Here is a 22,076-nt window from a genome sequence, read left to right as displayed (position 1 = left end):
TGAACGGGGAACGAAGTGGTCCGTGACCGACGCCGTTCACCGAGCGCCCCGCGCTCGGGCCGACGACTGATGGGGAGATCCCGAAGGGACCGGAGCGGAAGGAGGAGTGCTCTTGTACTGAATTTTGCCGAGGGTGCGGCGGAGCCGCGCCTACAGAGCAAAATTCAGTTTCACATCATGCCGCCCATGCCGCCGCCCATGCCGCCCATGCCGCCGCCCATGCCTCCCATGCCGCCGCCCATGCCGCCGGCATCGGGCATCTCTTCGTCATCGCCTTTGTCGGTGGAGAGGTCGCCAGCGGAGATGATGTCGTCGATCTTGAGGACGAGGTTCGCGGCCTCGGCAGCGGAGGAAACGGCCTGTTCTTTGGCGTGAGCGGGCTCGACGACGCCGGCGTCGAAGGTGTCCTCGACGTCGCCGGTAAAGACGTTCAGGCCAGCGCGGACGTCGCCGTCGTCGTGGGCAGCGCGCAGGTCGACGAGCGTGTCGATGGAGTCGAGACCGGCGTTCTCGGCGAGCACGCGCGGGACGAGCTCGAGCGAGTCGGCGAAGGCCTCGACGGCGAGCTGTTCGCGACCGGAGACGGAGTCGGCGTAGTCACGGAGGCGCGAGGCGAGTTCGACCTCGATCGCACCGCCACCGGCGAGGACGCGGCCGTCGGCGACAGTCTGGGCGACGACGTCGAGGGCGTCCTGAACGCCGCGCTCGAGTTCGTCGACGACGTGGTCGGTCGAGCCACAGAGCAAGAGCGTGACGCCGTGGGCTTCCTCGCCCTCGACGTAGAACAGTTCGTCCTCGTCGTCGCGGGTGACGTCACCGTGGCCGAGGTCGTCTTCGGTCGCACTCTTGAGATCGGAGACGATGGACGCGCCGACGACCTCCTGCAGGAACTCGAGGTCGGACTTCTTGGCGCGCCGGACGGCGAGGATGCCCTCCTTTGCGAGGTAGTGCTGGGCGAGGTCGTCGATGCCCTTCTGGCAGAAGACGACGTCGGCATCGAGGTCGACGATCTGGTCGACCTTCTCGCGAAGCTGCTGTTCTTCGCGGTCTAAGAACTGCTGGAGCTGATCGGGGTCGGTGACGGAGACCTCGGTGTCGATGTCGGTCTCTTCGACCTCGATCGGGGAGTTCAACAGCAGGATGTCGGCGTCTTCGGCCTCGGTGGGCATGTCGTCGTGGACGGGGTCCTTGTCGACGATGCCACCCTCGAGCAGGTCGGACTCGCCGACGCCCGAACCGGTCTGGGTCTCGATGTTCAGGAACTCGAGGTCGACGACGTTACCGCCGTCTTCGTCTTCGACGGTGACGGCACCGACGGCGTCGACGATCAACTGAGAGAGGTGTTCTTTGTTGACCTCGGCTCCCTTGCCGGTCATCGAGGTTTCGGCGGTCTTGCGCAGGAGGTCCTCGTCCTCGGTGTCGATCTCCGTGGCGATGTCGTCGATCTCCTCGCGGGCCTGTTCGGCGGCGAGGTGGAAGCCCTTGATGATCGCCGTCGGATGGATGTCCTGCTCCAGGAGGTCCTCTGCGTTCTTGAGGAGTTCACCCGTGACCGCGACGGCCGTCGTGGTCCCGTCACCGGCTTCGTCCTCCTGCGTTTCGGCGACCTCGATGATCATCTCGGCCGTCGGATTGTCGATGTCCATCTCTTTGAGGATGGTCACGCCGTCGTTGGTGACCGTTACCGATCCCAGCGAGTCGACGAGCATCTTGTCCATTCCTTTCGGGCCGAGCGTCGAACGGACGGCTTCGGCGACCGCTCGAGCGGCGCTAATGTTGTAGTCCTGGGCGTCTTTGTCTTTGACGCGCTGGGCGTCCTCGCTCATGACGATCATCGGCTGTCCCTGCTGCATTCGCTGGCTCATAGTCAGCCGATTCGTTGTTTGTCCTTCTACATAAGTGTAACGCTATCCGGTATCAGTGGCGACGGAGGGGAGCGGTCGCAACAACAGGAAAATCAGGAGAATGCAGCGCCGCCCCGAGGGAGTACTCGCTGTCACCCGATCGGCCACGGAGAGTCCAATCACCGGAAGAGTTGCTTTTTTAAGTATCACCGGGCCGGCCGGTCTCTACTATCGGTGATCGTACGACGAGTGCCACCGATCGCTCTCGTGACGATCCGGACAGGGAACGTGCTGCCGTGACGATCACCGGGCACGGGTCAGCACGACAGGGAATACAGGATGCACGGCGTGTGACGTGCAGTTGGAGGAGGGAACGCCGAGACCATAAAACCAATCCCTCCGGGGTGAAAGTGAAATCGCCAGACGGAAGCGGGGTAACTGTCGCGTCAGACGGGTGTCCGCCGGTCGTCATCCGCCTCGAGTGGCGGTCGAAACCGGGCCGAAATATTCGTTCGTTGACAGCACAAGACACTTATCGTATCACTCGAGACGACAGTTCATGAATCGGGAGTCCCTCCTCGCGATCGCCGCCCTCGTGGTCGTGGTCGCGACCCTGTCGACCCTCCTCCTCGGCGGGGCCATCACCAACCCCGACGAACCGGATGCCCCGCGGGAGGTCGCGCCATCCGTCCTCGAGACCACCCTCGCGGCCGACGAGGTCTCCGGCGAGACGGCCACGCTGGTCGTCGACACGCACCTCGAGGCCCGCGCTGGTCACACTGAGAACGCGACGCTCGTCCACCGTGCGACCAACGGCGACACCGGACTGGTCGAAGACACCACCACCATCGGCGTCGACCCGATCGACGACGGTGCCGAGGAAGTCGTCACCAGCACGATCGACGTGCCACGAGACGGGAGCCACGAGATCGAGACGCTCGTCTACGTCGACGGCACGCGGACCGACGCGACGAGCTACCGGGTCTCCGGAATGGACTCGCTACCCCCGACGTACGCCGACTCGAGTCTCGACTTCCACCGCTTCGGTGACGAGGGCTACGCGCTCGCTGACGTCCCCGCACTCGAGTACACGATCCAGTCGGCCGACGGCCAGACCGCCCACCTCGAGGTCGCCAGTTACCTGACCAACGGCGGCGAGGACGCCGCAGGCGACCTCGAACTCGAGGTGAAAGCCCGGCAGGCCGACTCGAACATCGTCGCCGACCGCGAGACCGTCCCCGTCGAGGACGTCGACCCCGGTGAGACGGTCGCGCCGACGACCGACCTCGAGGTCCCCGACGAGTACCGGTACCACCTCGACGCCATCCTCTGGCGCGACGGCTCGATCGTCGCCACCGAGCGAGCGGGTGCCGACCTCCGGCCCGAGTCAGTCGTCGAGAACGCGAGCGACGCCGACGAGCGTGGTCTCGACGCCACCGACTTCGAGGAAACCGACGGCGTGGAGACGGTCCCCGCAGACGACAGCGGACCGGTTCGCGACGACGTCGCCGAAGAAGCAGGCGACGGCACACCCGGCTTCGGCCCACTCGGCGCTGCCGTGGCCGTCGCAGTGGGCCTCGCACTCGTCGGCGCGGCCAGCCGGCGACGAAAACGACCGGAGCCCAATCGCCGAACGCCCTGAGACGCCACTCGAGTGCACCAACAAACCAACCGCCCCAGATCCATGACCGACCCACACAGCGCCGACTCACCGATCGAACCGGACGCCGACCGTCACCAGCCAGCCGACGCGGGTGCTCAGCCACCGACTGACGGTACTGCCCCCGGGTCGCCGGCCAGCACCGACTCGCGACTCGGGCCGAACGTCGACGACGTCCGTCGCCTCCTCGCCTGGGGCGCGCTCGCGATCTGTTCGTTGCTCGTGGTCGTCGCCGTGATCCAGTTCTACGGGAGCGTGACCGACGCGATCGACCTCTGGATCGACTCGAGACACCAGCCGATCGCTCAGGCGGCGTTCAACCTCGTGGTCGTCTTGCTGTCGCTGATCGGGATCTCGGCGCTACTGCGCGAACTGAGTGAGTGAGCGGGCCTAAAAGTGGGGACGCTGACGCGCCTGCTTACCGTTCGTCGATCGGGACGAGTTCCTCGTCGTCCGAGCCGGTGTAGCGAGCGCGCGGGCGGATGAGGCGGTTGTCCTCCTGGTACTCGAGGACGTGTCCGACCCAGCCACCGACGCGGCTCATCGCGAAGATGGGCGTGTACATGTCGATCGGAATGCCGAGCTGGTAGTAGACCGACCCGGAGTAGAAGTCGACGTTCGGGGCGATTCCCTTCTCGACGAGGCCTTTCTCCTCGGTGAGGTACGCTTCGATCGTGGTGGTGATGTCGTACCACTTGTCGTCGCCGGTCTCGGCGAGTTCCTCGCTGCGGGCCTGCAGGATCTTCGCACGGGGGTCCTTGACGTTGTAGACGCGGTGGCCGAATCCGGGGATGCGTCGACCCTCGTCAGTTGCCTGTTCGACCCACTCGAGGGGGTCTTTGCCGCTCTCGTCGATTTCGAAGAGAACCTCCATGACGTCCTGGTTCGCACCGCCGTGAAGCGGCCCGGAGAGGGCGGCGACGCCGCCGGTGACCGCGCCGTAGATGTCGGCCATCGTCGAGCCGATGACCATCGACGTAAAGGTCGAGGCGTTCAGGCCATGGTCGGCGTGCAGGATGAGCGCCTGGTCGAACGTCTCGGCGGCGACGTCGTCTGGCTCCTCACCGGAGAGCATGTAGAGGAAGTTCGCCGCGAGTCCGAGGTCCGGGTGCGGGTCGACGGGGTCTTCGTCGAGGCGGTAGCGCTCGTACGCCGCGAGCGCGGTCGGGATCTTTGCGGTGATGCGTCGACCCTTCCGAAGAGCGGCCTCGAGGTCCTCGGGGTCGGCGTCGGTCTCGGGTTCGCTCGCCGAGAACATCGAGACGGCGGTTCGGAGGGCAGCCATCGGTTCCTCGTCGGCTGCGGCGAGTCGCTCCATCGTCGCGAGGACGTCCTCGCTGACCTCCCGTTCCTCGTTGATCGCCGCCGTGAACTCCTCGAGTTCGTCGGCGGTTGGGAGGCGGCCGTGCCAGAGGAGGTAGACGACTTCCTCGTAGCTCGCGCCTTCGGCGAGGTCCTCGATCGAGTAGCCGCGGTAGATCAGTCGACCGGCGTCGCCGTCGATCGAGCTGAGTGCTGACTCTGCAACTAAGACACCCTCCAGCCCTTTATTGAGGTCGTCTGCCATACTGTGTGGATTTTCCCGGCCTATGGAAAAGTATTGCCGTTTGGTCGCCCATCCCACTACAGTCCGTGACGTCACCGGCGAGATCGCTTCCGTTTCAGAACTGTCACGAACGACGATGTACGACGTGGCGGCCGAGCACGCCCGTCTCGGGCGTTTCGGGAAGGAACAGCAACAGATGCCGACAGATCGGTCACCGCTACCCGGCGGGGAACCTCAGCTCTCGAGGACGGCGTCCATCAGCTTCGTCTGTGCGGCCGCGAGGTGTTCGGTGAACGTCGAGCGTGCGATCCCGAGTTCCTCGGCGACGTCGGTTGCATTGGCACCCTTCGGGTAGCTGAAGTATCCCAGTTCGTGGGCCGTCTCGACGATTTCGCGCTGGCGGTCGGTGAGCACGTCTCGGTCGACGACGACGGGATCGCTCGAGTCGTCAGCGGACTGGCCGAGTTCCTCGACGACGACGCCGTCGAACCGGTCGCGCAGGGCAGCGACGATCTCCGAGATCGCCTCGAGATCGGCGGTGTGAAAGGAGAGGAGCAACGAGCCGCCCTGGGCGCGCACGGACGTGATCGGCGTCCCGAGATCTTCGACGACCTCGCAGGCGCAGTTGTCGTCCGCATCGCGTTCGAACCGGTACACCGTCTCGGAGTCGAACGACTGCATCGGCGTGAATTCGAGGTCGTCCGGGCGCTCTATGTCACATCGGTCGACGTCGGCGCTTGCGTCGGCGCTGAACTCCTCGACGACCATCCCCCCGTCGGTTCGGGAACGCGTTCGGTTGACGCCATCGATCGGTTCGTCGGTCGTTTCCGAGACGCTCGCGACCGGGCAGCCGGTGGGTTCGTCCACGACGACGGTTGCACGAAAGCCTGTCATATCCCACCCTACGCACCGATTCGCCATAACCCGGACTGGAATTCCCGCGGGATGAAAATTCGCAGGCGGCTCTGCCGTCGGCAGGCCACTGGTGAGTCGGTCGCTCTGGCAGCGTCTCGAGGATGAAGAGGAGACGCGTCCGACGAGAGAGCCATCGTGAGAAATCGGCGTCGGAAACGAAGTGAGACGAACGGGTCGAGAGGACGGTCGGCTCAGTGCTGGCCCAGCTTCTCGCGGCTGACGCGGACGCCAGTCGGCGTGATAATCATCTGGTCGTCGCCTTTCCGGACGATGTCGCCGTCGACTTCCTGGGCGACCTGTCGGAGTTCGTCGACGATGTATTCGACGGTGCTGTCTTCGGTACGGAGGCGGGTGATATCCGCGACGACGATGTCGCCGTCGTAGACGGCTTCCTTGATGTCGATCGCGTCGGCCTGGCCGTTGACTTCGGCGATGTGTACCTGCATCGTCGCCTCCGTCGCCCCCGCCGAGACGTCGTTGAGATCCAGTTCGACGTAATCATCGGCAGACCGGGACTGGGTCCCGCCGATGATTCTGCTCATGAGTCCCATCGCCCGTACCCACTGTCGCTGCCAGTATAGTTCTTACGTCAGACACTGTTCACCTCGTTTTGACGAGGCCTCGAGGTGTGCCCTCGACAGTCGTCAAAACGCGACCGAGATACCCTCGAGAGCGCCACTGCGTGGAACTACGGGTGCGTCAGGACACCTGGTCACGACAGGGGACTCGAGCGTCGAGAACGGACAACAGCCCGCGACCCGAACCTTTTCTTTCCCCACGTCGTGTCGTCGAACGATGACGTTCAGCATCTGCGTTCACGAGGCCTACGAGAACGACGACGGTGAGGACCACCACCGATACGGCGTGGCCGTAACCACCCGACTGCCCGCCGTCGGCACGCTCTGTCCGTTCGTCGACGACCACGGCGCGGTCGCGACACAGAGCCTCGTCAACGTCGAACTCGGCCGCAAGGGCCTCCAGTACCTCGCGGACGGGGTCGCCGTTTCCGACGCGCTCGAGGCTCTGCTCAACGCCGACGAGGGCGCACCCCAGCGCCAGCTCCACGGCGTCGACGCCGAGGGAACCTTCGCCTTCTCCGGGTCCGAGTGCGTCGAGTGGTTCGGCCACGAGGAGTACGACCACCTCACTGTCGCGGGCAACATGCTCACCGGGCCGGACGTCCTCGAGGCGACCGCCGACGCCTACGCCGGCTCGGCAGTTCACGAGACGACAGATCCGTGGACGGGTCCCCGGAGCGTCGACCCCGACCTCGAGCCCGAGACCGAACCGCTCGCGAAACGATTGCTCGATGCTCTCGCCGCCGGCCATCGCGTCGGCGGCGACAAACGCGAGGAACTGCCGATCCAGAGCGCCGCCGTCGTCGTCGCGAGTACCGAATCGCACGTTCTCGATCCGCTCTACGCCGACCTCCGGATCGACGCCAGCGAGACCCCGATCGAGGACCTGCGTGCGACCTACGAGCGCGCCGTCGAGGGCTACACCGACACGCTCGCCCAGTACGAAGGCGCCTTCGAGGAGGACACACTCGAGGACGCGGCCGACCTCGAGTGACCGGGGACACCGCTGGGTCAAAATGATTGACAGTTTATGGAATCCCTTTTGGCCGTGCCGGCGATAGGGTTGCTGAATGTCCCCTGGTGAACAGGAAGGGAAGGCCGCCGCGGCGAGCGTCAGCCGTCGCCAGCAAAACGCCGTCGCTGCGCTGGGCCAGCAGGCCCTCGAGTCCGACGACCTCGACGCGCTGTTCGCCGACACCGTCGCCCGCGTCGCCGAGATACTCGAGTGTCAGTACGCCAAAGTGCTCGAGCACCAGCCCGACGGCGAGACGCTTCGACTGCGAAGCGGCGTCGGCTGGCGTGACGGGCTCGTGGGTTCGGCGACCGTCCCCACCGACCGGGACTCACAGGCTGGCTTCACCCTCCTGCGGGAAGCGCCGGTCGTCGTCGACGACCTCGAGCAGGAGTCGCGCTTTTCGGGGCCGGACCTGCTGACCGACCACGGCGTCGCGAGCGGCGTCAGCGCCGTCATCGGTTCCGTCGAGGATCCGTGGGGCGTCCTCGGTGTTCACGCGACCGAGCCGGGGGCCTTCTCCGAGCACGACGCCACCTTCGTCCAGAACGTCGCCAACCTGCTGGCGTCGGCCATCGAGACCACCCAGACCCAGCGGCGATTCGAAGCCATCTTCGAGGACCCGAACATCCTCGTGGGCCTGCTCGAGCCCGACGGCACCGTCGTCGACATCAACCAGACCGCGATGGAGTACGTCGACGCCGATCTGGTGGACGTCGTCGGGGAACCGTTCTGGGAGACGCCCTGGTGGGGCCGCGGCCGAGACGTTCGGGAGGACGTCAGAGAGTGGACCGAACGCGCGGCCGCCGGCGAATACGTCGACTTTCAGGCCGACCTGATCCGGCCCGACGGGACGGGCTACACGCTCGAGGGCGTGTTTCGGCCAGTGACCGACGACGACGGCGACGTCGTCTCGATCATCGTATCGGACCGGGACGTCAGCGACCGGCGCGAGCGCGAGCGCGAACTCCGCAAGTCAGAGCAGCGGTACCGGACGCTCGCGGAGAACTTTCCCAACGGCATCGTGACCATGTTCGACGCCGACCGACGGTACACGCTCGCCGCGGGCCGTGGGTTCGAGGACCTCCCGATCTCCGCCGCGGAGGTCGAAGGTGAGTACGTCGGCGACGTCTGGGACGGCGAGATGGGACCGACGCTCGAGTCCGCCTTCGCCGATACGCTCCGTGGCGAGACGCAGGTCGTCGAGGGCGAGTACGCCGGTCGCGAGTGGGTGATCCGCATCGTCCCGTTGACGGCCCAGGACACCCCCAACGACGACGACGTGCCAGAGAGCGTGCCGGACGGCGTCGCACAGCCGGCTGGTGGCCAGCGTGACGGCCACGGAGACGACATCGGCGGCGAGCCGAGTGACGACGTCGACACGCACCCCGACGTCTTCGGCGGGATGACCATCGCTCAGGACGTCACCGAACAGGTCGAGCGCGAACGCCGGCTCGCCGAGTCCAACCGCCGCCTCGAGCAGTTCGCGTACGCCGCCTCTCACGACCTGCAGGAGCCACTCAGGATGGTCTCGAGTTACCTCACGTTGCTCGAGTCACGGTACGGAGACCAGCTGGACGATGACGCCGCGGAGTTCCTCGCGTTCGCCGTTGACGGTGCCGACCGCATGCGTGCGATGATCGACGGGCTGCTCGCGTACTCCCGGGTCGACACCCAGGGCCAGCCGCTCGAACCGGTGGACCTCGACGACATCGTCGACGACGTCCTCGCGGACCTGCAGGTCAGGATCGACGACCACGACGCGACGGTTACCCGGGACGACCTGCCCGAGGTCATGGGCGATCCGGCCCAGCTTCGACGGGTCTTCCAGAACCTCGTTACCAACGCGATCACCTACAACCGCGCCGACCCGGACCCCCCGCGGGTCCACCTCGAGTCGGCGTACGACGAGTGCACGGCGATGTGGGAGATCACCGTCTGCGACAACGGAATCGGGATCGACGAGGCCGACCAGGAACGCATCTTCGAGGTGTTCGAACGCCTTCACAGCCGTGAGCAGTACGCCGGCACGGGGATCGGACTGGCGCTCAGCCAGCGCATCCTCGAGCGTCACGGCGGCGAGATCCGGGTCGACTCAGAACCCGGCGAGGGATCGGCGTTTACGATCCGGTTACCGGCCGTGAGCGGGTGACGGACTCGCGAGCCCGACTCCGGTAACCGGCCGACGTTCACGTTCGGTTGCCGGCCGTGAGTGACGGCCGCGAGGAGGGCACTCTTCGTCCGGACGGTAGCGCGAACGACCCGGGTGACTGATGTAAACGCTCATCTCGCCGTCGCCACAACGATATTCGCATGTCGACTCAGTCAGCCGTCAGCGTCCGTCTCGTCCGGAACGCCACCGTCCTCGTAGCGATCGGCGAAACGACGTTCCTCGTCGATCCGTTGTTCGCATCTCCTGGCGACCTCCCACCGATCGAGCAGACGCCGAACGACCGACCAAACCCACTCGTTCCGATGCCCGACGTGGACCTGTCTCACGACGCCGTGGTGGTCACCCACCGGCACGTCGACCACTTCGACGACGCCGCGATGCGTGACCTCGAGGCCGACGTTCCGCTGTTCTGTCAACCCGCCGACGCAGACGTGTTTACCGAGGACGGGTTCAGCGACGTACGACCCGTCGACGACTCCGCCTCGTTCGACGACGTCACGATCCACCGGACCCCGGGTCGCCACGGTCACGACGACTGGGCCGAGAAAATGAGCCCCGTGTCCGGGTTCGTCTTCGAGGCAGACCGGACGGTATACCTCGCTGGCGATACTGTCTGGTACGACGGCGTCGAACGAACCCTCGAGGACTTCGAGCCCGACCTGGTCGTTCTGAACGGCGGTGAAGCCCGATTCACCGCCGGAGAGCCCATCACGATGGGCGTCGACGACGTCGCCGCCGTCCGTGACGCCACCGACGCCACGGTCGTCGTCGTGCACATGGAAGCGATCAACCACTGTCTGCTGTCCCGCCAGACACTGCGGGCTGCAGTAGACGACGTTCGCGTGCCGGACGACGGGGAGCGAGTCACGCTCTAGCGTGGCGCGCCCTGACAGACGAAAAGACGGGCTCTCGTCTTCGACTCTCACACCTGCCTGGAGCTTTCGGCGACTCCGGAATCGGCCGGCTCGACCCCGCCTCACCCACGGTGTTGGCGACGAGTCACTCGAGTCGATCGGCGCTCTGATCCGGTACTGAACGCCGTCGTTCCCCGTTCAGTCGGGACGAGGGAGGTCCTCGTCGCCGTTCTCATCCGTTACAGTAGACTCCTCGCTGGCAGCAGGCTCCTCCCGATCGAGGTCCGCGCTGTTGGTCTCGCTGGAATTCGTGGGTCGATTACCGACCTCGACATCGTCCGGCGGTTCGACCTCGACACGGCCGTCGCTCGAGACCGTAATCCGATGGCCGAGGTAGGAGAAATCGACCGTACACGGCGTGGTTGACGGTCCCTCCTGCTGGCCCTGGAGGATCGCGTCGAGCGCCGACGGATCGATCGACCAAGCCAGCGGCTCGAGGTCGGTGGGATCGGCGTCGAGCAGACGTGCGATGAGTTCGACGACGGCCACGCTCGGATCGTGGGTCGTCCACTCGAGTGTCGTGTAGTAGGTGTTCGACGCCGGGTCGTGCTCGAAGATGTCCGACGAGGCGTTCGAGTCACTGTTCAACGGTCGCATCCTCCACGAGGTGCTGGCCGAAGTGATTGAACGGCTGGGTGTAGGTCTCCTTGATGATCTTCGTGTTGACGACCTCGAGTCCGATGTCACAGAGTTCGTCGGTGATGCGGGCGACGTCGTCAGACTCGGTTCCGACGGCGTCGATCTGGACGTTCTCCTTGCCGTTTAAGACTTCTCGAAGGGCGACGACCCCCGCGACGTCGCGTGCTTCCTTGACCATCGCCTCGCGCTTCGGATTCGGGGCGCTGCAGATGATCTCGACGTACAGCTGCAATCCCGCGTTGTCGTAGTCGATGTCGGGGTGATACCCCCGGATGATCCCTTCCTTCTCGAGTCGGTCGATTCGATTGCGAACCGTGCTCGCTGAGACGCCGACGTTCGTCGCCATCTCCTGTGTCGTGAGCCGCCTCGCATCCCGCTGGAGAAGGTAGAGAATCCCTTTATCCGTGTCATCCAATTCCATGATAGCGCTAAACGGAGTTTTCTTTGTTAGGCTTTTCGCAACGGAACGGCCAGTTCTATGCTGAAACCGTACACATACGACATCTGTTACGAAATTAGCAGCCACCACCCGACCCGGACGATTGTTTCCGTCATCACACTGGTGAACGAACAACGGTGAGGTAGCCTCTGTCCCCACCGCCGCTTTCCAACTGCCGGGCCAGTGGGGGAGTTCGAATCGCACGGCGACAACGAGGACACCACGTCGAAGACTGTGGGGGAGGCACGACCAGCAGGGAGTCGGCGACGTTGGTTGTCGAACTCGAGTGACAGGCGTAACCCGGCCACATTACGCAGCGGTCGATTTCGGCTGTTTACCCCGGAATCGAAACATTATCTGGTTACGTTGGTGTCGCAAGCTATTTTACCGTCGGTTCTAACGTAGTATCCATGACGATACAACGAAGGCAGTTCGTCGCCGCGGTCGGCGGTGTGGCTGCCGCCGGACTGGCAGGCTGTACGGCTGCCGAAGGAGACGATGACGCACCGGAGATCAGCGGTGAGACGCTGACGCTCACGACGACGACGAGTACGTACGATACAGGCCTGCTCGACGAACTCAACGCGCCGTTCCAGGATCGATTCGGCGTTACCGTCGACACCGTCTCGCAGGGGACCGGCGCAGCGATCGAAACCGGACGGAGTGGCGATTCGGACGTCGTGATGGTACACGCCCGTTCTCAGGAAGACGAGTTCATGGAGGAGGGGTACGCGATCAACCGTCGCGACCTCATGTTCAACGACTTCGTCATCATCGGCGATGCCGACGACCCCGCCGGAATCGGCGGTGGAGACGACGCTATCGAGGCGTTCCAGGCGATCGCCGAATCCGAATCCACGTTCGTTTCGCGCGGGGACAACTCGGGGACCCACACCCAGGAACGCGAGATCTGGGACGAAGCCGGCCTCGGTGCCGACGACTTCGGCGAGTGGTACCAGGAAGCCGGGCAGGGGATGGGCGAAGTCATCACCCAGACCGGTCAGTCCGGCGGATACACGCTCTCAGACCGTGGAACCTACCTCTCGATGATCACCGAGACCGACCTCGAGATCCACGTCGAGGGACCGGTCGAGGACGGTCCAGAGATCCTCTCGAATCCGTACGGAATCTTCGCGATCAACCCCGACGTCCACGAGCACGTCAACTACGACCTCGCGATGGCCTACATCGGCTTCCTCACGAGTCTCGAGGGTCAGCGGATAATCGAAGAGTACACCGTCGAGGGAGAGCAACTGTTCTTCCCCGAAGCCCTCTCGGAGGACCCGAACTTCGCCCAGTACGTCCCCGAGGACTGGACCGGTGGCGAAAGCGACGATTGACCGACTGCCACGCCAGCATCACGACCTGACACGCATCTCGCTCCGCCAGAACGACCACTCCAATGCCACTCGAGTCACCGACGCTCCCGGTACTGCTCGCAGAGTTCCCCTTCGAGTGGAACTACATCCGGAGTATCATCGTCGTCTCGCTGTACGTGAGCATCACGGCCGTCGTGTTGAGTACGCTGGTTAGCATCCCGGTCGCCCTCCTCGTCGGCTTCACCGACTTCCACGGGAAGACGCTCGTGACCTCGATCATCAACACGGGGATGGGATTCCCGAGCGTCGTCGTCGGACTGCTCGTCCTCTTTACGGTCTCGAACGAGGGGCCACTCGGCTCGTGGGACCTCGTCTTTACCACGGAGGCGATGATCATGTCCCAGTTCGTCCTCGCTGCACCGGTCATCACGGGCGTGAGCCTCGCCGCGGTGAGTAGCGTCGAACAGAACGTCCGCGACGCGGCCTTCGCGATGGGCGGCACGAGAACCGACGTCGCGCTCGTGACGATCAAGGAGGCCCGCTACGGCATCGCGACGGCCGTCCTCGCTGGCTTCGGACGGGCGATCAGCGAGGTCGGCTCCGTCCTCATCGTCGGCGGCAACATCGCGAGCGCGGACGGCACCTCCGTGACGCGAACCCTCACCACCGCGATCCAGCTCGAGGCCCGTCAGGGCCGGTTCGAGACGGCGATGATCCTCGGGACGATCCTCGTCGTCCTCGTCCTGATCGTCAACGCGATCGTCGTCCGACTCGGCAACGGCGGCGGAGGTCGATACGGATGACCCTCGAGGCGACCGACGTCCAGCACGCCTACGGTTCCGACCCGGTCTTCGACGGCGTCTCGCTGTCGGTCGAACCGGGCGAGGTGCTCGGAATTATCGGTCCCTCCGGGGTGGGGAAGTCCACGCTTCTCCGGTTGCTCGCCCTCTTCGACGCGCCCGACGAGGGAACCGTTCGGTACGAGGGCGAAGACGTCTGGCAGGTCTCCGAGCGCCAGCGCCTCGCGTACCGCCGACAGATTGGCATGGTGTTCCAGGAGGCGAGCCTGTTCGACGCGAGCGTCCGCCGGAACGTCGAGTACGGACTCCGAATTCGCAAATCGTGGGCCGACCGACTCCGCTACGAACTCTCGAGTCTGGTCGCCAGACGGAACGGGACCGGCGACGCGATCGACGCCCTCGCGACGGTCGGGTTGAGCGAGAAGGCCGACCAGAGTGCCTCGTCGCTCTCCGGCGGTGAGGCCCAGCGCGTCGCGTTCGCCCGTGCGCTGGCGTACGACCCGGAGGTCCTGCTGCTCGACGAACCGACGTCGGACCTCGATCCGCGGAACACGGCGGTCATCGAAGACGCCGTGCTCGAGGCCAAACGCCGTGGCATCGGTGTGGCGATCGCGACTCACGACATGCACCAGGCCGAACGGATCGCAGATCGGGTCGCGGTGCTCCTCGGGAACGAGATCATCGAGATTGGGGCGACCGACACCGTCTTCGAGAATCCCGCGGACGAACGTACCCGGAAATTTATCGCAGGCGAACTGATATACTGACCATCGAACGGGAAACGCAGCCGGCGACGTTCTCGAGGGTCACGAAATGACGATCGAACGGGATTACAGCACGAAACTCGCGGTCGACGGGATCACGATCGATCGGCGCGACATCGAGATGCTCGAGGCCATCGACGAGCACGGGTCGATGCACGGGGCAGCCGAGGCACTCGGCCGCTCGTACGCCCGCCTCCAGAACCGTGTCGTCGAGATCGAATCCGCGGTCGGATCGATCACCGAGCGCCAGCGCGGCGGCAGCGGTGGCGGCGGCACCACGCTGACTGCGACCGCAGACGAGTTGCGCCGCCAGTTCGACCGCCACGAGGCCGAACTCGACGGCGTCGCACGGGCCACGAAATCCGTCTTCCCGGGAACCGTCACCGAGCGAACCGGCGAACTCGTGACCGTCGACACCGACGTCGGCCCGATCCGTGCACTCGCACCCGAGGGCGCGACCACCGTCCAGGTGGCCGTCCGCTCCGACGCAGTCGTCCTGACCGATCCCGAAGACACACCTCGTGCAGACGGCACGAGCCTCCGGAACCAGTTTTCCGGCACCGTCTCGAGGCTCGACTCCGGCACTGCAATCACGAGGGTGACGGTCGACCTTACCGAGGAACGGACGATTCAGGCACTCGTGACGAAGACGAGTGCGGACCGACTGGCACTCGAGGCCGGACGACCGATCACCGCCTCGTTCAAGGCGACGGCTGCGCGGGCGATCGCAGTCGATCCCGGTTCGAACTCGACCGCCAGTTCGACCGCCGATACCGACGAGTGACCCCTCTCGGCACAGCCTCGAGTTTCTCCCGGTCATCGCAGACCGTGACGAGTCAGCCACAGCACCGCTCGAGTGGTGACGCCGCCCCCGCTGCCGCCGAACCTGCTCGCCTCGTCGACTCACACGACGGTCGGTGCTCGCCCGACGGCAGTTCACGATCCGTACGGCACCAGTATGCCGACCATACACCTGTCAGATTCGACTATCTTCTCCGTGAAATTGAGAATGTGTTATCCGGTCTCCCGATGGCGCTGTACCCGATGGGACGAGCCCCCTCGCGTCGGCGAGTTCTGCAGGTGACAAGTGCGGCTGCGACACTCGCCATTTTTGGGTCCGCCGGGAGTGCACAGACGGCCGACGACCTCGAGGAGACGTGGCCGATCGACGACCGCGAAAACGCGACCGTCACCAGGGATGGCGACGGGGACCTCGAGACGGCCGACGACGTCGTGGTTCCCGCGGGCGTCGACATGGACGGTGGAATCACGGCCGAGGGATCGGTCGTCCTCGAACGCGGTTCCGCGGTCGACGGGAACGTCGACGCGCTGGGACACGCCCGACTCGAGCAGCGTGTCGAGGTCGACGGACTGGTCAACGTCGAGGGTCACGTCCTCCTCGAAGACGACGCCGAACTCGACGGCGACGTCATCGCGGGTGGACACGTCGTCCTCTTCTCCGGCACGGCAGTCGACGGCGACCTCGAGGCCGGCCGGAACGTGCTCCTTCGAGGGGGTGCCGAGGTCGACGGCGACCTCGTCGCGGCGGGTGACGTGATCCTCGAGGACGGGCCAGTGGTCGACGGCGACGTCACCGGTCGGTCCGTGGACGTCTCGGTCGATGCCGAGGTCGACGGTTCGATTGTCGAAACCGGATCGTAAGACCGTTCCAGGCGTCGACTGAGGAGTGAAAATCGGCCACCCGCGCTCGGTTTCACGCACCAGTTCAGGCGTGGACCGCCACCGGTGGTGACGGGTCGGTGATCGGCGACCCGTCAGCGATCCTCGTCGATCACCGCCACCTCGTGGGGATCGGGGCCGATGACGATCCGGTAGCCCTCGTACTCGAGACAGACGGTGACCGGCGCGGGCGACTCGAGCAGCGTGGACAGCGCCTCGGGGTCGACGGCCTCGTACAGCGGTGGCAGGGCCGTCGGGACGCGGTTTTCACGGGCCGCGATACGAGACACTGCCGTTGCGAGTGCCGGGTGCATGTGTGCTGGAGTCAGTGGTGGAACGGTCGACGAGCGACAGCCTGAACGCAGTCGTGCAGTCCGGACAGACCGGCGGGTCGTCGGTCGGTACGATTCGTATGTCGGTGCCACAGTCAGAGTGGATGGTGAGTCTCGAGACCATGCGTGTCGTGTTCAGGCCCCGACGCAGCAGCAGCCAATCCAGCGAGCGTGCCAGCCACAGGTGTGGCCGGGTCGGCGAAACGTCGGCAGGTCTTTATTTCGCCAGTGTCAATGATGGATTGCTCCCGCTTCGCGGGGGCAGGTCGTTGAGCCGGAGTAGTTCATTGAAACTGGCCACTCCGGCTCTGCGCACTTTCGTGCGCGTTTGTTCTATTCGTAATCATCAGTTAAGAACGTTAGGAAACTAACCAGTTGAGGCAGGGCCGCCATCGGTATCGGAGTGACTCGAGTCTCGGGTGCCGTCCGCTCGAGTGACCAATATAAGTACTGAATCGAACTAAAACTTCGAAGACGGAGCGACAGTTCGACGATTCCGACTTCGAGTTCTACGCCAACCGTGATGCGGTTCTGGAATGGGCAGCAGCCGCTGGTGGATTGCTCGCAGCAGCAATGCGAGGGTTGGGATTCGAACCCAAGGACCCCTACGGGAGCGGGTCTTAAGCCCACCGCCGTTGGCCTGGCTTGGCTACCCTCGCACAGAAGCAGTCGACGGTTATCTCCCATAGGGAATGTGCGTTTCGATGTTCGCGTCCGTTCCCGCGGTCGAGTACCGCGATCGAACGGCGTGAGATCGCGGGCCGAGGAACCCCCGGAGGGGGTGACGATGGCTTTTGGTGGAGATTTTGCCAGTGACGCGAACGATAGCGCGGCTTCGCCGCGCGTAGACGAGCGGGTGAAACCCGCGAGTCAGTGAGCAGAACGCAGCAAAAGGTCCCGGCGTGGTAAGCCCACCGCCGTTGGCCTGGCTTGGCTACCCTCGCACAGAAGCAGTCGACGGGTATCTCCCATAGGGAATGTGCGTTTCGATGTTCGCGTCCGTTCCCGCGGCCAGTTGTTCGATCCAATCAGGCGGGAGAAAAGTCCACGAGCGTCCTTACCAGTCGACGCTCAGCGTACCATCACCGTGCGGGTCGGGCGCGACCTCCTCGTCGGTTCGTCGGTCGATCACGTGGATGCAGCCATCGTCTTTCTTCGCCGGACAGACCGCTGCGGCACGGACGTTGTGCTCGAGGTCGTCTTCACCGACGAAGAACGAGCGGGGTCTGGCGATGCCGGACTCGAGGGACATGATCCAGTTGTCGCTGACCTCGGCGCACTTGCCCGCACCGAAACAGCGGTTGGCCTCGAAGACGATCTTGTAGGGCTTCTCCTCGACCGGGGGTGCGTCGCTCGAGCCGACGTCGCTGGCTCGCTGGATGCCGTCGTCGCTCATTGGGCGACGGTTCGGGCCGGCGGTCTTTCGAGTTGCGGTCCCGACAGATACGGCCGCCAGCTGTTACGACGACTCGACGGTCGGGGCAGGGCGCGGGAGGTCGTAGGACACGCCGGTTTCCTCGCGTGACACCCGCCAGAGCCGCCGTGCGAGGTCGCGGTCGTAGGACAGGTCCGACGACGCCTGCCGGTCGGGCGAGCCACGCATCGAGGCGAGTCCGCCGGGGCCGTAGTATCCGCCGCCTTCTGCCTCCGGTGCGGTGGCGGCGTACAGGGTCGCCAGCGCACCCTGCTCGGGTGACTGGGCGAGCACCGCGTTCATGACCCGGCGAACGAGTAATCCGAGATGGGACCCCGCCTCCCTGGGACCGCGAAACTGGAGTTCCGTGTCGGCGTATCCCGGGTGGACGGCGAGACTCTTCGCGTTCGCGTCGGCCGTCCGGAACCGCCGCTCGAGTTCGTAGGCGAACAGTACGTTCGCGAGTTTCGACTGGGCGTAGGCGCTCCATGGATCGTACGACTGCTCACCGTACAGATCGTCGAAGTCGATCTCGCCGCGTTCGTGGACGCCGCTCGAGACCGTCACGACTCGCGCCGCCGGGCCGTCGTCGGTTCCTGTGAGCAGGGTCTCGAGGAGGAGTCCCGTGAGCGCGAAGTGACCGAGGTGGTTGACCCCGAACTGGGTCTCGAACCCGTCGACGGTCTCCGAGCGCGGGATCGCCATCGTCCCGGCGTTGTTGACCAGCACGTCGATCGGCTCGTCGATACGGTCGGCAAACGCACGAACCGACTCGAGGTCCCCAAGGTCACAGTGCTCGATCCGGAGGTCGGCGTCGGGGACGTCTCGGCGAACGTCGGCTGCAGCGTCGTCACCCCGCTCGGGGCTCCGGCAGGCCATGACGACCGTCGCGCCGTTACGTGTGAGTTCGCGCGTCGCCTCGAGGCCGATGCCGCTGTTTGCGCCCGTGACGACGATCGTTCGACCGGTCTGGTCGGGGACGTCGGCTGCCGTGAAGGTCATGGGTCGGGTACACCGTCGAGCGGCCTAAAGACCCGTCCCCGATTCTGGCGTGGGCGATCGGCTCGAGGCACAACCCTCCCACCGGCCCCGTCGCGGCGACTGGACACTCAGTCGCCGTGGACGGACACCGATTCGAGGAAGACGTCCTCGAGCGGTCGATCCGTCTCGTCGGTGTCGACGGCACCGATTTCGTGGACGACGTCCATCCCGTCGGTGACTTTTCCGAAGACGGAGTAGCGACCGTCGAGGTTAGGCGTCGGGGCGAGCGTGATGAAAAACTGCGAGCCGTTGGTGTCCGGCCCGGAGTTGGCCATGCTCAGGATACCCTCGTCGTCGTGGCGCAGGTCGTCGTGGAACTCGTCGTGGAACTGGTAGCCGGGGCCGCCACGACCGGTGCCGGTTGGATCGCCGGTCTGGATCACGAACCCCTCGACGACGCGGTGAACGAGGACGTCGGCGTACAGCGGTTTCCCCGCCATCTCTTCGCCAGTCTCGGGGTGGGTCCACGTCCGGTCACCGGTAGCGAGGCCGACGAAATTGTCGACCGTACGCGGGGCACGGTCGGCATATAGCTCGACCGCGACGTCGCCCAGACTCGTGTGCAAGGTTGCGTCCGATTGTCGATCGTCGTCGGCGTCGGTGGAAGTCCGTTCAGGTACCTCGTCCGCCGAGCGGTCGAGACAGCCGGCGACGGCGATACCGAGACTCGAGGCTGGGAGTGAGAGATAGGTCCGTCGGTGGGATCGTGGGGTGGACAACGTGGCGGTCAGTGCGCTCGAGTAGACAAAAACGATATCGGTTCGAGTCCGGTCGATCGGTACAGTCGATCCAGCCCGGCCGAATCGATACGGTATCGTTCCAGTTCGAACCGGTGATCAGTCGTAGTTCACCGACACCGACTCGAGGACGACGTCCTCGCGCGGGCGGTCGTTGGGGTCGGTGTCGACGCTGCCGATTTCGTGGACGACGTCCATCCCGTCGGTGACTTTTCCGAAGACGGAGTGGCGGCCGTCGAGGTGGGGCTGGGGGCCGAGCGTGATGAAGAACTGCGAGCCGTTGGTGTCCGGCCCGGAGTTGGCCATGCTCAGGATACCCTCGTCGTCGTGGCGCAGGTCGTCGTGGAACTCGTCGTCGAACTGGTAGCCGGGGCCGCCACGGCCGGTCTCGGTCGGGTCGCCACCCTGGATCATGAAGTCCTCGATGACGCGGTGGAACGCCACGTCGTCGTACAGCGGCTCGCCCTCGATTTCTTCGCCCGTCTCGGGGTCCGTCCAGGTCTTGCCGCCGGTGGCGAGGCCGACGAAGTTGTCGACCGTGCGCGGTGCGCGCTCGTCGTACAGTTCGACCTCGATGTCTCCTCTATTCGTGTGGAGTGTCGCAGTAACGTCTCCCATATCCCCGCCGACGGCGCGCCAGGTGAAAACGATGGTGGTCTGGTCACGGTGTCTCCACGAACGGGCGTGATCACGGCTCGGATGCCGTCTCGAGTGTCCTGCAACCGTCCCGCAGCTACATACCGCCAGCGGAAGTACGGCCCACTATGACCGCCGGAACGCACACGGCCGAGACCGTGACCCTCGAGACGTTGCCCTCCGGGCTGACCATCTCGACGACGGTCCACACCTACCGCGGGTCCGAAGATGGACCGACGCTCTACGTGCAGGCCGCCCAGCACGGCCGCGAGATCAACGGCACGGAGACGCTTCGACGGTTCCACGACCGACTGCCGCTCGAGGACCTCGCCGGAACGATCGTCGCCGTTCCCGTCGCGAATCCACTGACGTTCGATCGCGTCTCCTACACGACGCCCGAGGTGATCGACAGCGTCCACCCGAACATGAACCGCGTGTGGCCCGGGGACGAGGAGGGGACGCTCCACCAGCGGATGGCTGCGCGACTCTGGGAGTACGTCGCCGACGCCGACGCGGTCGTCGACCTCCACACTGGTAGTCCGAACATGCTCCCGCACGTCGTCTACCGCGAGGGCGACGAGCGATCGCGACGGCTCGCGCGAGGGTTCGGTACCGGCCTGCTGGTCGCCGAACCCGCAGACGACGACGCCTCCGAGAAGTGGCACCGCCGCGGCTTCGCGGGCAAACTTCGGGTCGCCGCCGCCGAGAACGGCGTTCCCGCGATCACGCCCGAACTCGCCCACAACAAACAGATTCTCGAGGATGCCGTCGAACTCGGTGTCGACGGCCTGCTCGCGGTCTGTCGCTACCTCGAGATGCTGCCCGGCGACGTTCCGGATCGGTCGCCGACGGCCGCCCGGAATCACCTGGGTCAGGTTACGGCGACCGGATCGGGGTTGTTCCGTCCGAATCCGGCTCTCGAGGTGGGCGAGGAACTCGACGAAGGGACCGATCTCGGCACGATCTACGATCCACAGACGTACGAGCCGGTACAGGAGGCCGTCGCCGACCGCAGTGGCGTCCTCTACGCGCTGACACGGGAGGCGACGGTGACGGCGGGTGACCAGCTCGCGAGCGTCGCAATCCGTCAGGAGGAGTGATCGGCGACCGGTCCACGGGTCGGTCACGCGAGCCCGAGCAACGAGAGTCCGAACACCGAAGCGGCGACGATGGCGCCCGTCCAGGCGCCGAGACCGATCGTGAGCCAGCCGAGCAGTATGCGGGTGTCACGACCGACGACTGCGCCGACGAGCGCCGTGAGGTGCAAGCCGGCGAGAAGTGGGCCGGCGAACGCGAGACCGGCGTTGCCGTACCGGTCCCAGAGCCGACGGGCGCGATCGTACCGTGCGCTCGAGTCGGCGCCGTCGTCCGGGCTGGCACGTCGACGCATCCACCAGGTTACTACGCGCTCGTGGGCGAGGACGATGAGCGTGACCGCAGTGACGCTGCCTCCGAAGGCGGCGAGGCCGGTCGCAACGGGGTCGAGACCGAGGCCGATGGCCACGGGGATCACGATGAACGGCTCGATCAACGGGATCATCGCGAAGACGAAGACGAGGAGGTACTGGACGACGCCGGACGTCCCCTCGAGGGTGGAACCGACGTCGACGAGTGCTGGAGTGAGGGTCATAGG

The 22,076-nt window shown here is 65.3% G+C and carries 23 protein-coding genes and 1 tRNA gene; 11 read left to right on the top strand and 13 right to left on the bottom strand.

Annotated elements, in window-relative coordinates; all coding sequences use genetic code 11:
- Positions 1-170 precede the first annotated feature (170 nt).
- Positions 171-1,865 carry a thermosome subunit beta gene (thsB, locus tag B1756_RS13085; protein ID WP_086888942.1) on the bottom strand — a complete coding sequence of 565 codons (1,695 nt, stop codon included), beginning with the start codon at positions 1,863-1,865 and terminating at the stop codon, positions 171-173.
- Between the two features lie 538 nt (positions 1,866-2,403).
- Here thsB and B1756_RS13080 point away from each other — a divergent pair.
- Positions 2,404-3,486 (top strand): DUF7490 domain-containing protein, encoded by a 1,083-nt coding sequence (locus B1756_RS13080; protein ID WP_086888941.1) that lies wholly within the window; start codon positions 2,404-2,406, stop codon positions 3,484-3,486.
- 42 nt (positions 3,487-3,528) lie between these two features.
- Positions 3,529-3,888 (top strand): DUF8060 family membrane protein, encoded by a 360-nt coding sequence (locus B1756_RS13075; RefSeq protein WP_086888940.1) that lies wholly within the window; start codon positions 3,529-3,531, stop codon positions 3,886-3,888.
- A gap of 34 nt (positions 3,889-3,922) precedes the next feature.
- Here the strand turns inward: B1756_RS13075 and citZ are convergent, their stop codons facing one another.
- The 3 genes from citZ to B1756_RS13060 all read right to left on the bottom strand — a co-directional run bounded on the left by citZ (position 3,923) and on the right by B1756_RS13060 (position 6,516).
- Positions 3,923-5,071, bottom strand: coding sequence for a citrate synthase (gene citZ / locus B1756_RS13070; RefSeq protein ID WP_086888939.1), 1,149 nt, complete (start codon positions 5,069-5,071; stop codon positions 3,923-3,925).
- Positions 5,072-5,284: 213 nt separating this feature from the next.
- Positions 5,285-5,944 (bottom strand): helix-turn-helix domain-containing protein, encoded by a 660-nt coding sequence (locus B1756_RS13065; RefSeq protein WP_086888938.1) that lies wholly within the window; start codon positions 5,942-5,944, stop codon positions 5,285-5,287.
- A gap of 212 nt (positions 5,945-6,156) precedes the next feature.
- Entirely contained in the window at positions 6,157-6,516 is a 360-nt protein-coding gene (locus B1756_RS13060) for a cell division protein SepF (RefSeq protein ID WP_086888937.1), read from the bottom strand.
- A 244-nt stretch (positions 6,517-6,760) separates the two neighbouring features.
- Here B1756_RS13060 and B1756_RS13055 point away from each other — a divergent pair, with 244 nt between their 5' ends.
- From B1756_RS13055 to B1756_RS13045, 3 genes are all read left to right on the top strand, one after another.
- The gene (locus B1756_RS13055; protein ID WP_086888936.1) at positions 6,761-7,537 is read left to right on the top strand and encodes a DUF1028 domain-containing protein; all 777 of its coding nucleotides are present in this window, start codon (positions 6,761-6,763) and stop codon (positions 7,535-7,537) included.
- 76 nt (positions 7,538-7,613) lie between these two features.
- Positions 7,614-9,707: an ATP-binding protein gene (locus B1756_RS13050; RefSeq protein WP_086888935.1), complete on the top strand. Its 2,094-nt coding sequence runs from the start codon at positions 7,614-7,616 to the stop codon at positions 9,705-9,707.
- A gap of 161 nt (positions 9,708-9,868) precedes the next feature.
- Positions 9,869-10,603 carry an MBL fold metallo-hydrolase gene (locus B1756_RS13045; protein WP_086888934.1) on the top strand — a complete coding sequence of 245 codons (735 nt, stop codon included), beginning with the start codon at positions 9,869-9,871 and terminating at the stop codon, positions 10,601-10,603.
- 177 nt (positions 10,604-10,780) lie between these two features.
- On the opposite strand, the gene B1756_RS13040 is transcribed toward B1756_RS13045, so the two are convergent.
- Both B1756_RS13040 and B1756_RS13035 read right to left on the bottom strand, forming a co-directional pair.
- A complete protein-coding gene (locus tag B1756_RS13040; RefSeq protein WP_152031308.1) occupies positions 10,781-11,230 on the bottom strand; it encodes a HalOD1 output domain-containing protein in 450 nt (149 codons plus the stop codon).
- Positions 11,220-11,702, bottom strand: coding sequence for an Lrp/AsnC family transcriptional regulator (locus B1756_RS13035; RefSeq protein WP_086888932.1), 483 nt, complete (start codon positions 11,700-11,702; stop codon positions 11,220-11,222). Before B1756_RS13035 ends, B1756_RS13040 begins: the two co-directional genes overlap by 11 nt.
- Positions 11,703-12,130: 428 nt before the next feature.
- On the opposite strand from B1756_RS13035, the gene B1756_RS13030 reads away from it, so the two are divergent.
- The 5 genes from B1756_RS13030 to B1756_RS13010 all read left to right on the top strand — a co-directional run bounded on the left by B1756_RS13030 (position 12,131) and on the right by B1756_RS13010 (position 16,265).
- A complete protein-coding gene (locus B1756_RS13030) occupies positions 12,131-13,060 on the top strand; it encodes an ABC transporter substrate-binding protein (RefSeq protein WP_086888931.1) in 930 nt (309 codons plus the stop codon).
- Between the two features lie 62 nt (positions 13,061-13,122).
- A complete protein-coding gene (locus B1756_RS13025) occupies positions 13,123-13,842 on the top strand; it encodes an ABC transporter permease (RefSeq protein ID WP_086888930.1) in 720 nt (239 codons plus the stop codon).
- Entirely contained in the window at positions 13,839-14,606 is a 768-nt protein-coding gene (locus B1756_RS13020; protein WP_086888929.1) for an amino acid ABC transporter ATP-binding protein, read from the top strand. Before B1756_RS13025 ends, B1756_RS13020 begins: the two co-directional genes overlap by 4 nt.
- A gap of 46 nt (positions 14,607-14,652) precedes the next feature.
- Positions 14,653-15,387, top strand: coding sequence for a TOBE domain-containing protein (locus tag B1756_RS13015; protein ID WP_086888928.1), 735 nt, complete (start codon positions 14,653-14,655; stop codon positions 15,385-15,387).
- 296 nt (positions 15,388-15,683) lie between these two features.
- A complete protein-coding gene (locus B1756_RS13010; protein WP_228434366.1) occupies positions 15,684-16,265 on the top strand; it encodes a polymer-forming cytoskeletal protein in 582 nt (193 codons plus the stop codon).
- A gap of 113 nt (positions 16,266-16,378) precedes the next feature.
- Here B1756_RS13010 and B1756_RS13005 read toward each other — a convergent pair whose 3' ends face one another.
- The 6 genes from B1756_RS13005 to B1756_RS12975 all read right to left on the bottom strand — a co-directional run bounded on the left by B1756_RS13005 (position 16,379) and on the right by B1756_RS12975 (position 20,425).
- Entirely contained in the window at positions 16,379-16,597 is a 219-nt protein-coding gene (locus B1756_RS13005; RefSeq protein WP_086888926.1) for a HalOD1 output domain-containing protein, read from the bottom strand.
- A gap of 592 nt (positions 16,598-17,189) precedes the next feature.
- A tRNA-Leu gene (locus tag B1756_RS12995) sits at positions 17,190-17,274 on the bottom strand.
- Positions 17,275-17,672: 398 nt separating this feature from the next.
- Entirely contained in the window at positions 17,673-18,011 is a 339-nt protein-coding gene (locus B1756_RS12990) for a ferredoxin (protein WP_086888924.1), read from the bottom strand.
- 63 nt (positions 18,012-18,074) lie between these two features.
- A complete protein-coding gene (locus B1756_RS12985; protein WP_086888923.1) occupies positions 18,075-19,031 on the bottom strand; it encodes an oxidoreductase in 957 nt (318 codons plus the stop codon).
- Between the two features lie 107 nt (positions 19,032-19,138).
- A complete protein-coding gene (locus B1756_RS12980; protein ID WP_228434617.1) occupies positions 19,139-19,636 on the bottom strand; it encodes a peptidylprolyl isomerase in 498 nt (165 codons plus the stop codon).
- 270 nt (positions 19,637-19,906) lie between these two features.
- Positions 19,907-20,425, bottom strand: coding sequence for a peptidylprolyl isomerase (locus tag B1756_RS12975; RefSeq protein WP_086888922.1), 519 nt, complete (start codon positions 20,423-20,425; stop codon positions 19,907-19,909).
- A 146-nt stretch (positions 20,426-20,571) separates the two neighbouring features.
- Between B1756_RS12975 and B1756_RS12970 the strand changes: the two genes are divergently transcribed.
- Positions 20,572-21,543 carry a succinylglutamate desuccinylase/aspartoacylase family protein gene (locus B1756_RS12970; RefSeq protein WP_086888921.1) on the top strand — a complete coding sequence of 324 codons (972 nt, stop codon included), beginning with the start codon at positions 20,572-20,574 and terminating at the stop codon, positions 21,541-21,543.
- Positions 21,544-21,566: 23 nt separating this feature from the next.
- Here B1756_RS12970 and B1756_RS12965 read toward each other — a convergent pair whose 3' ends face one another.
- Positions 21,567-22,073, bottom strand: coding sequence for a small multi-drug export protein (locus tag B1756_RS12965; protein WP_086888920.1), 507 nt, complete (start codon positions 22,071-22,073; stop codon positions 21,567-21,569).
- Positions 22,074-22,076 lie beyond the last annotated feature (3 nt).

It is taken from the genome of Natrarchaeobaculum aegyptiacum (assembly GCF_002156705.1).
GTDB classification, from domain to species: domain Archaea; phylum Halobacteriota; class Halobacteria; order Halobacteriales; family Natrialbaceae; genus Natrarchaeobaculum; species Natrarchaeobaculum aegyptiacum.
The sequence above is the reverse complement of the archived record's forward strand: the minus strand, read 5'-3'. Positions and strand labels throughout refer to the sequence as shown.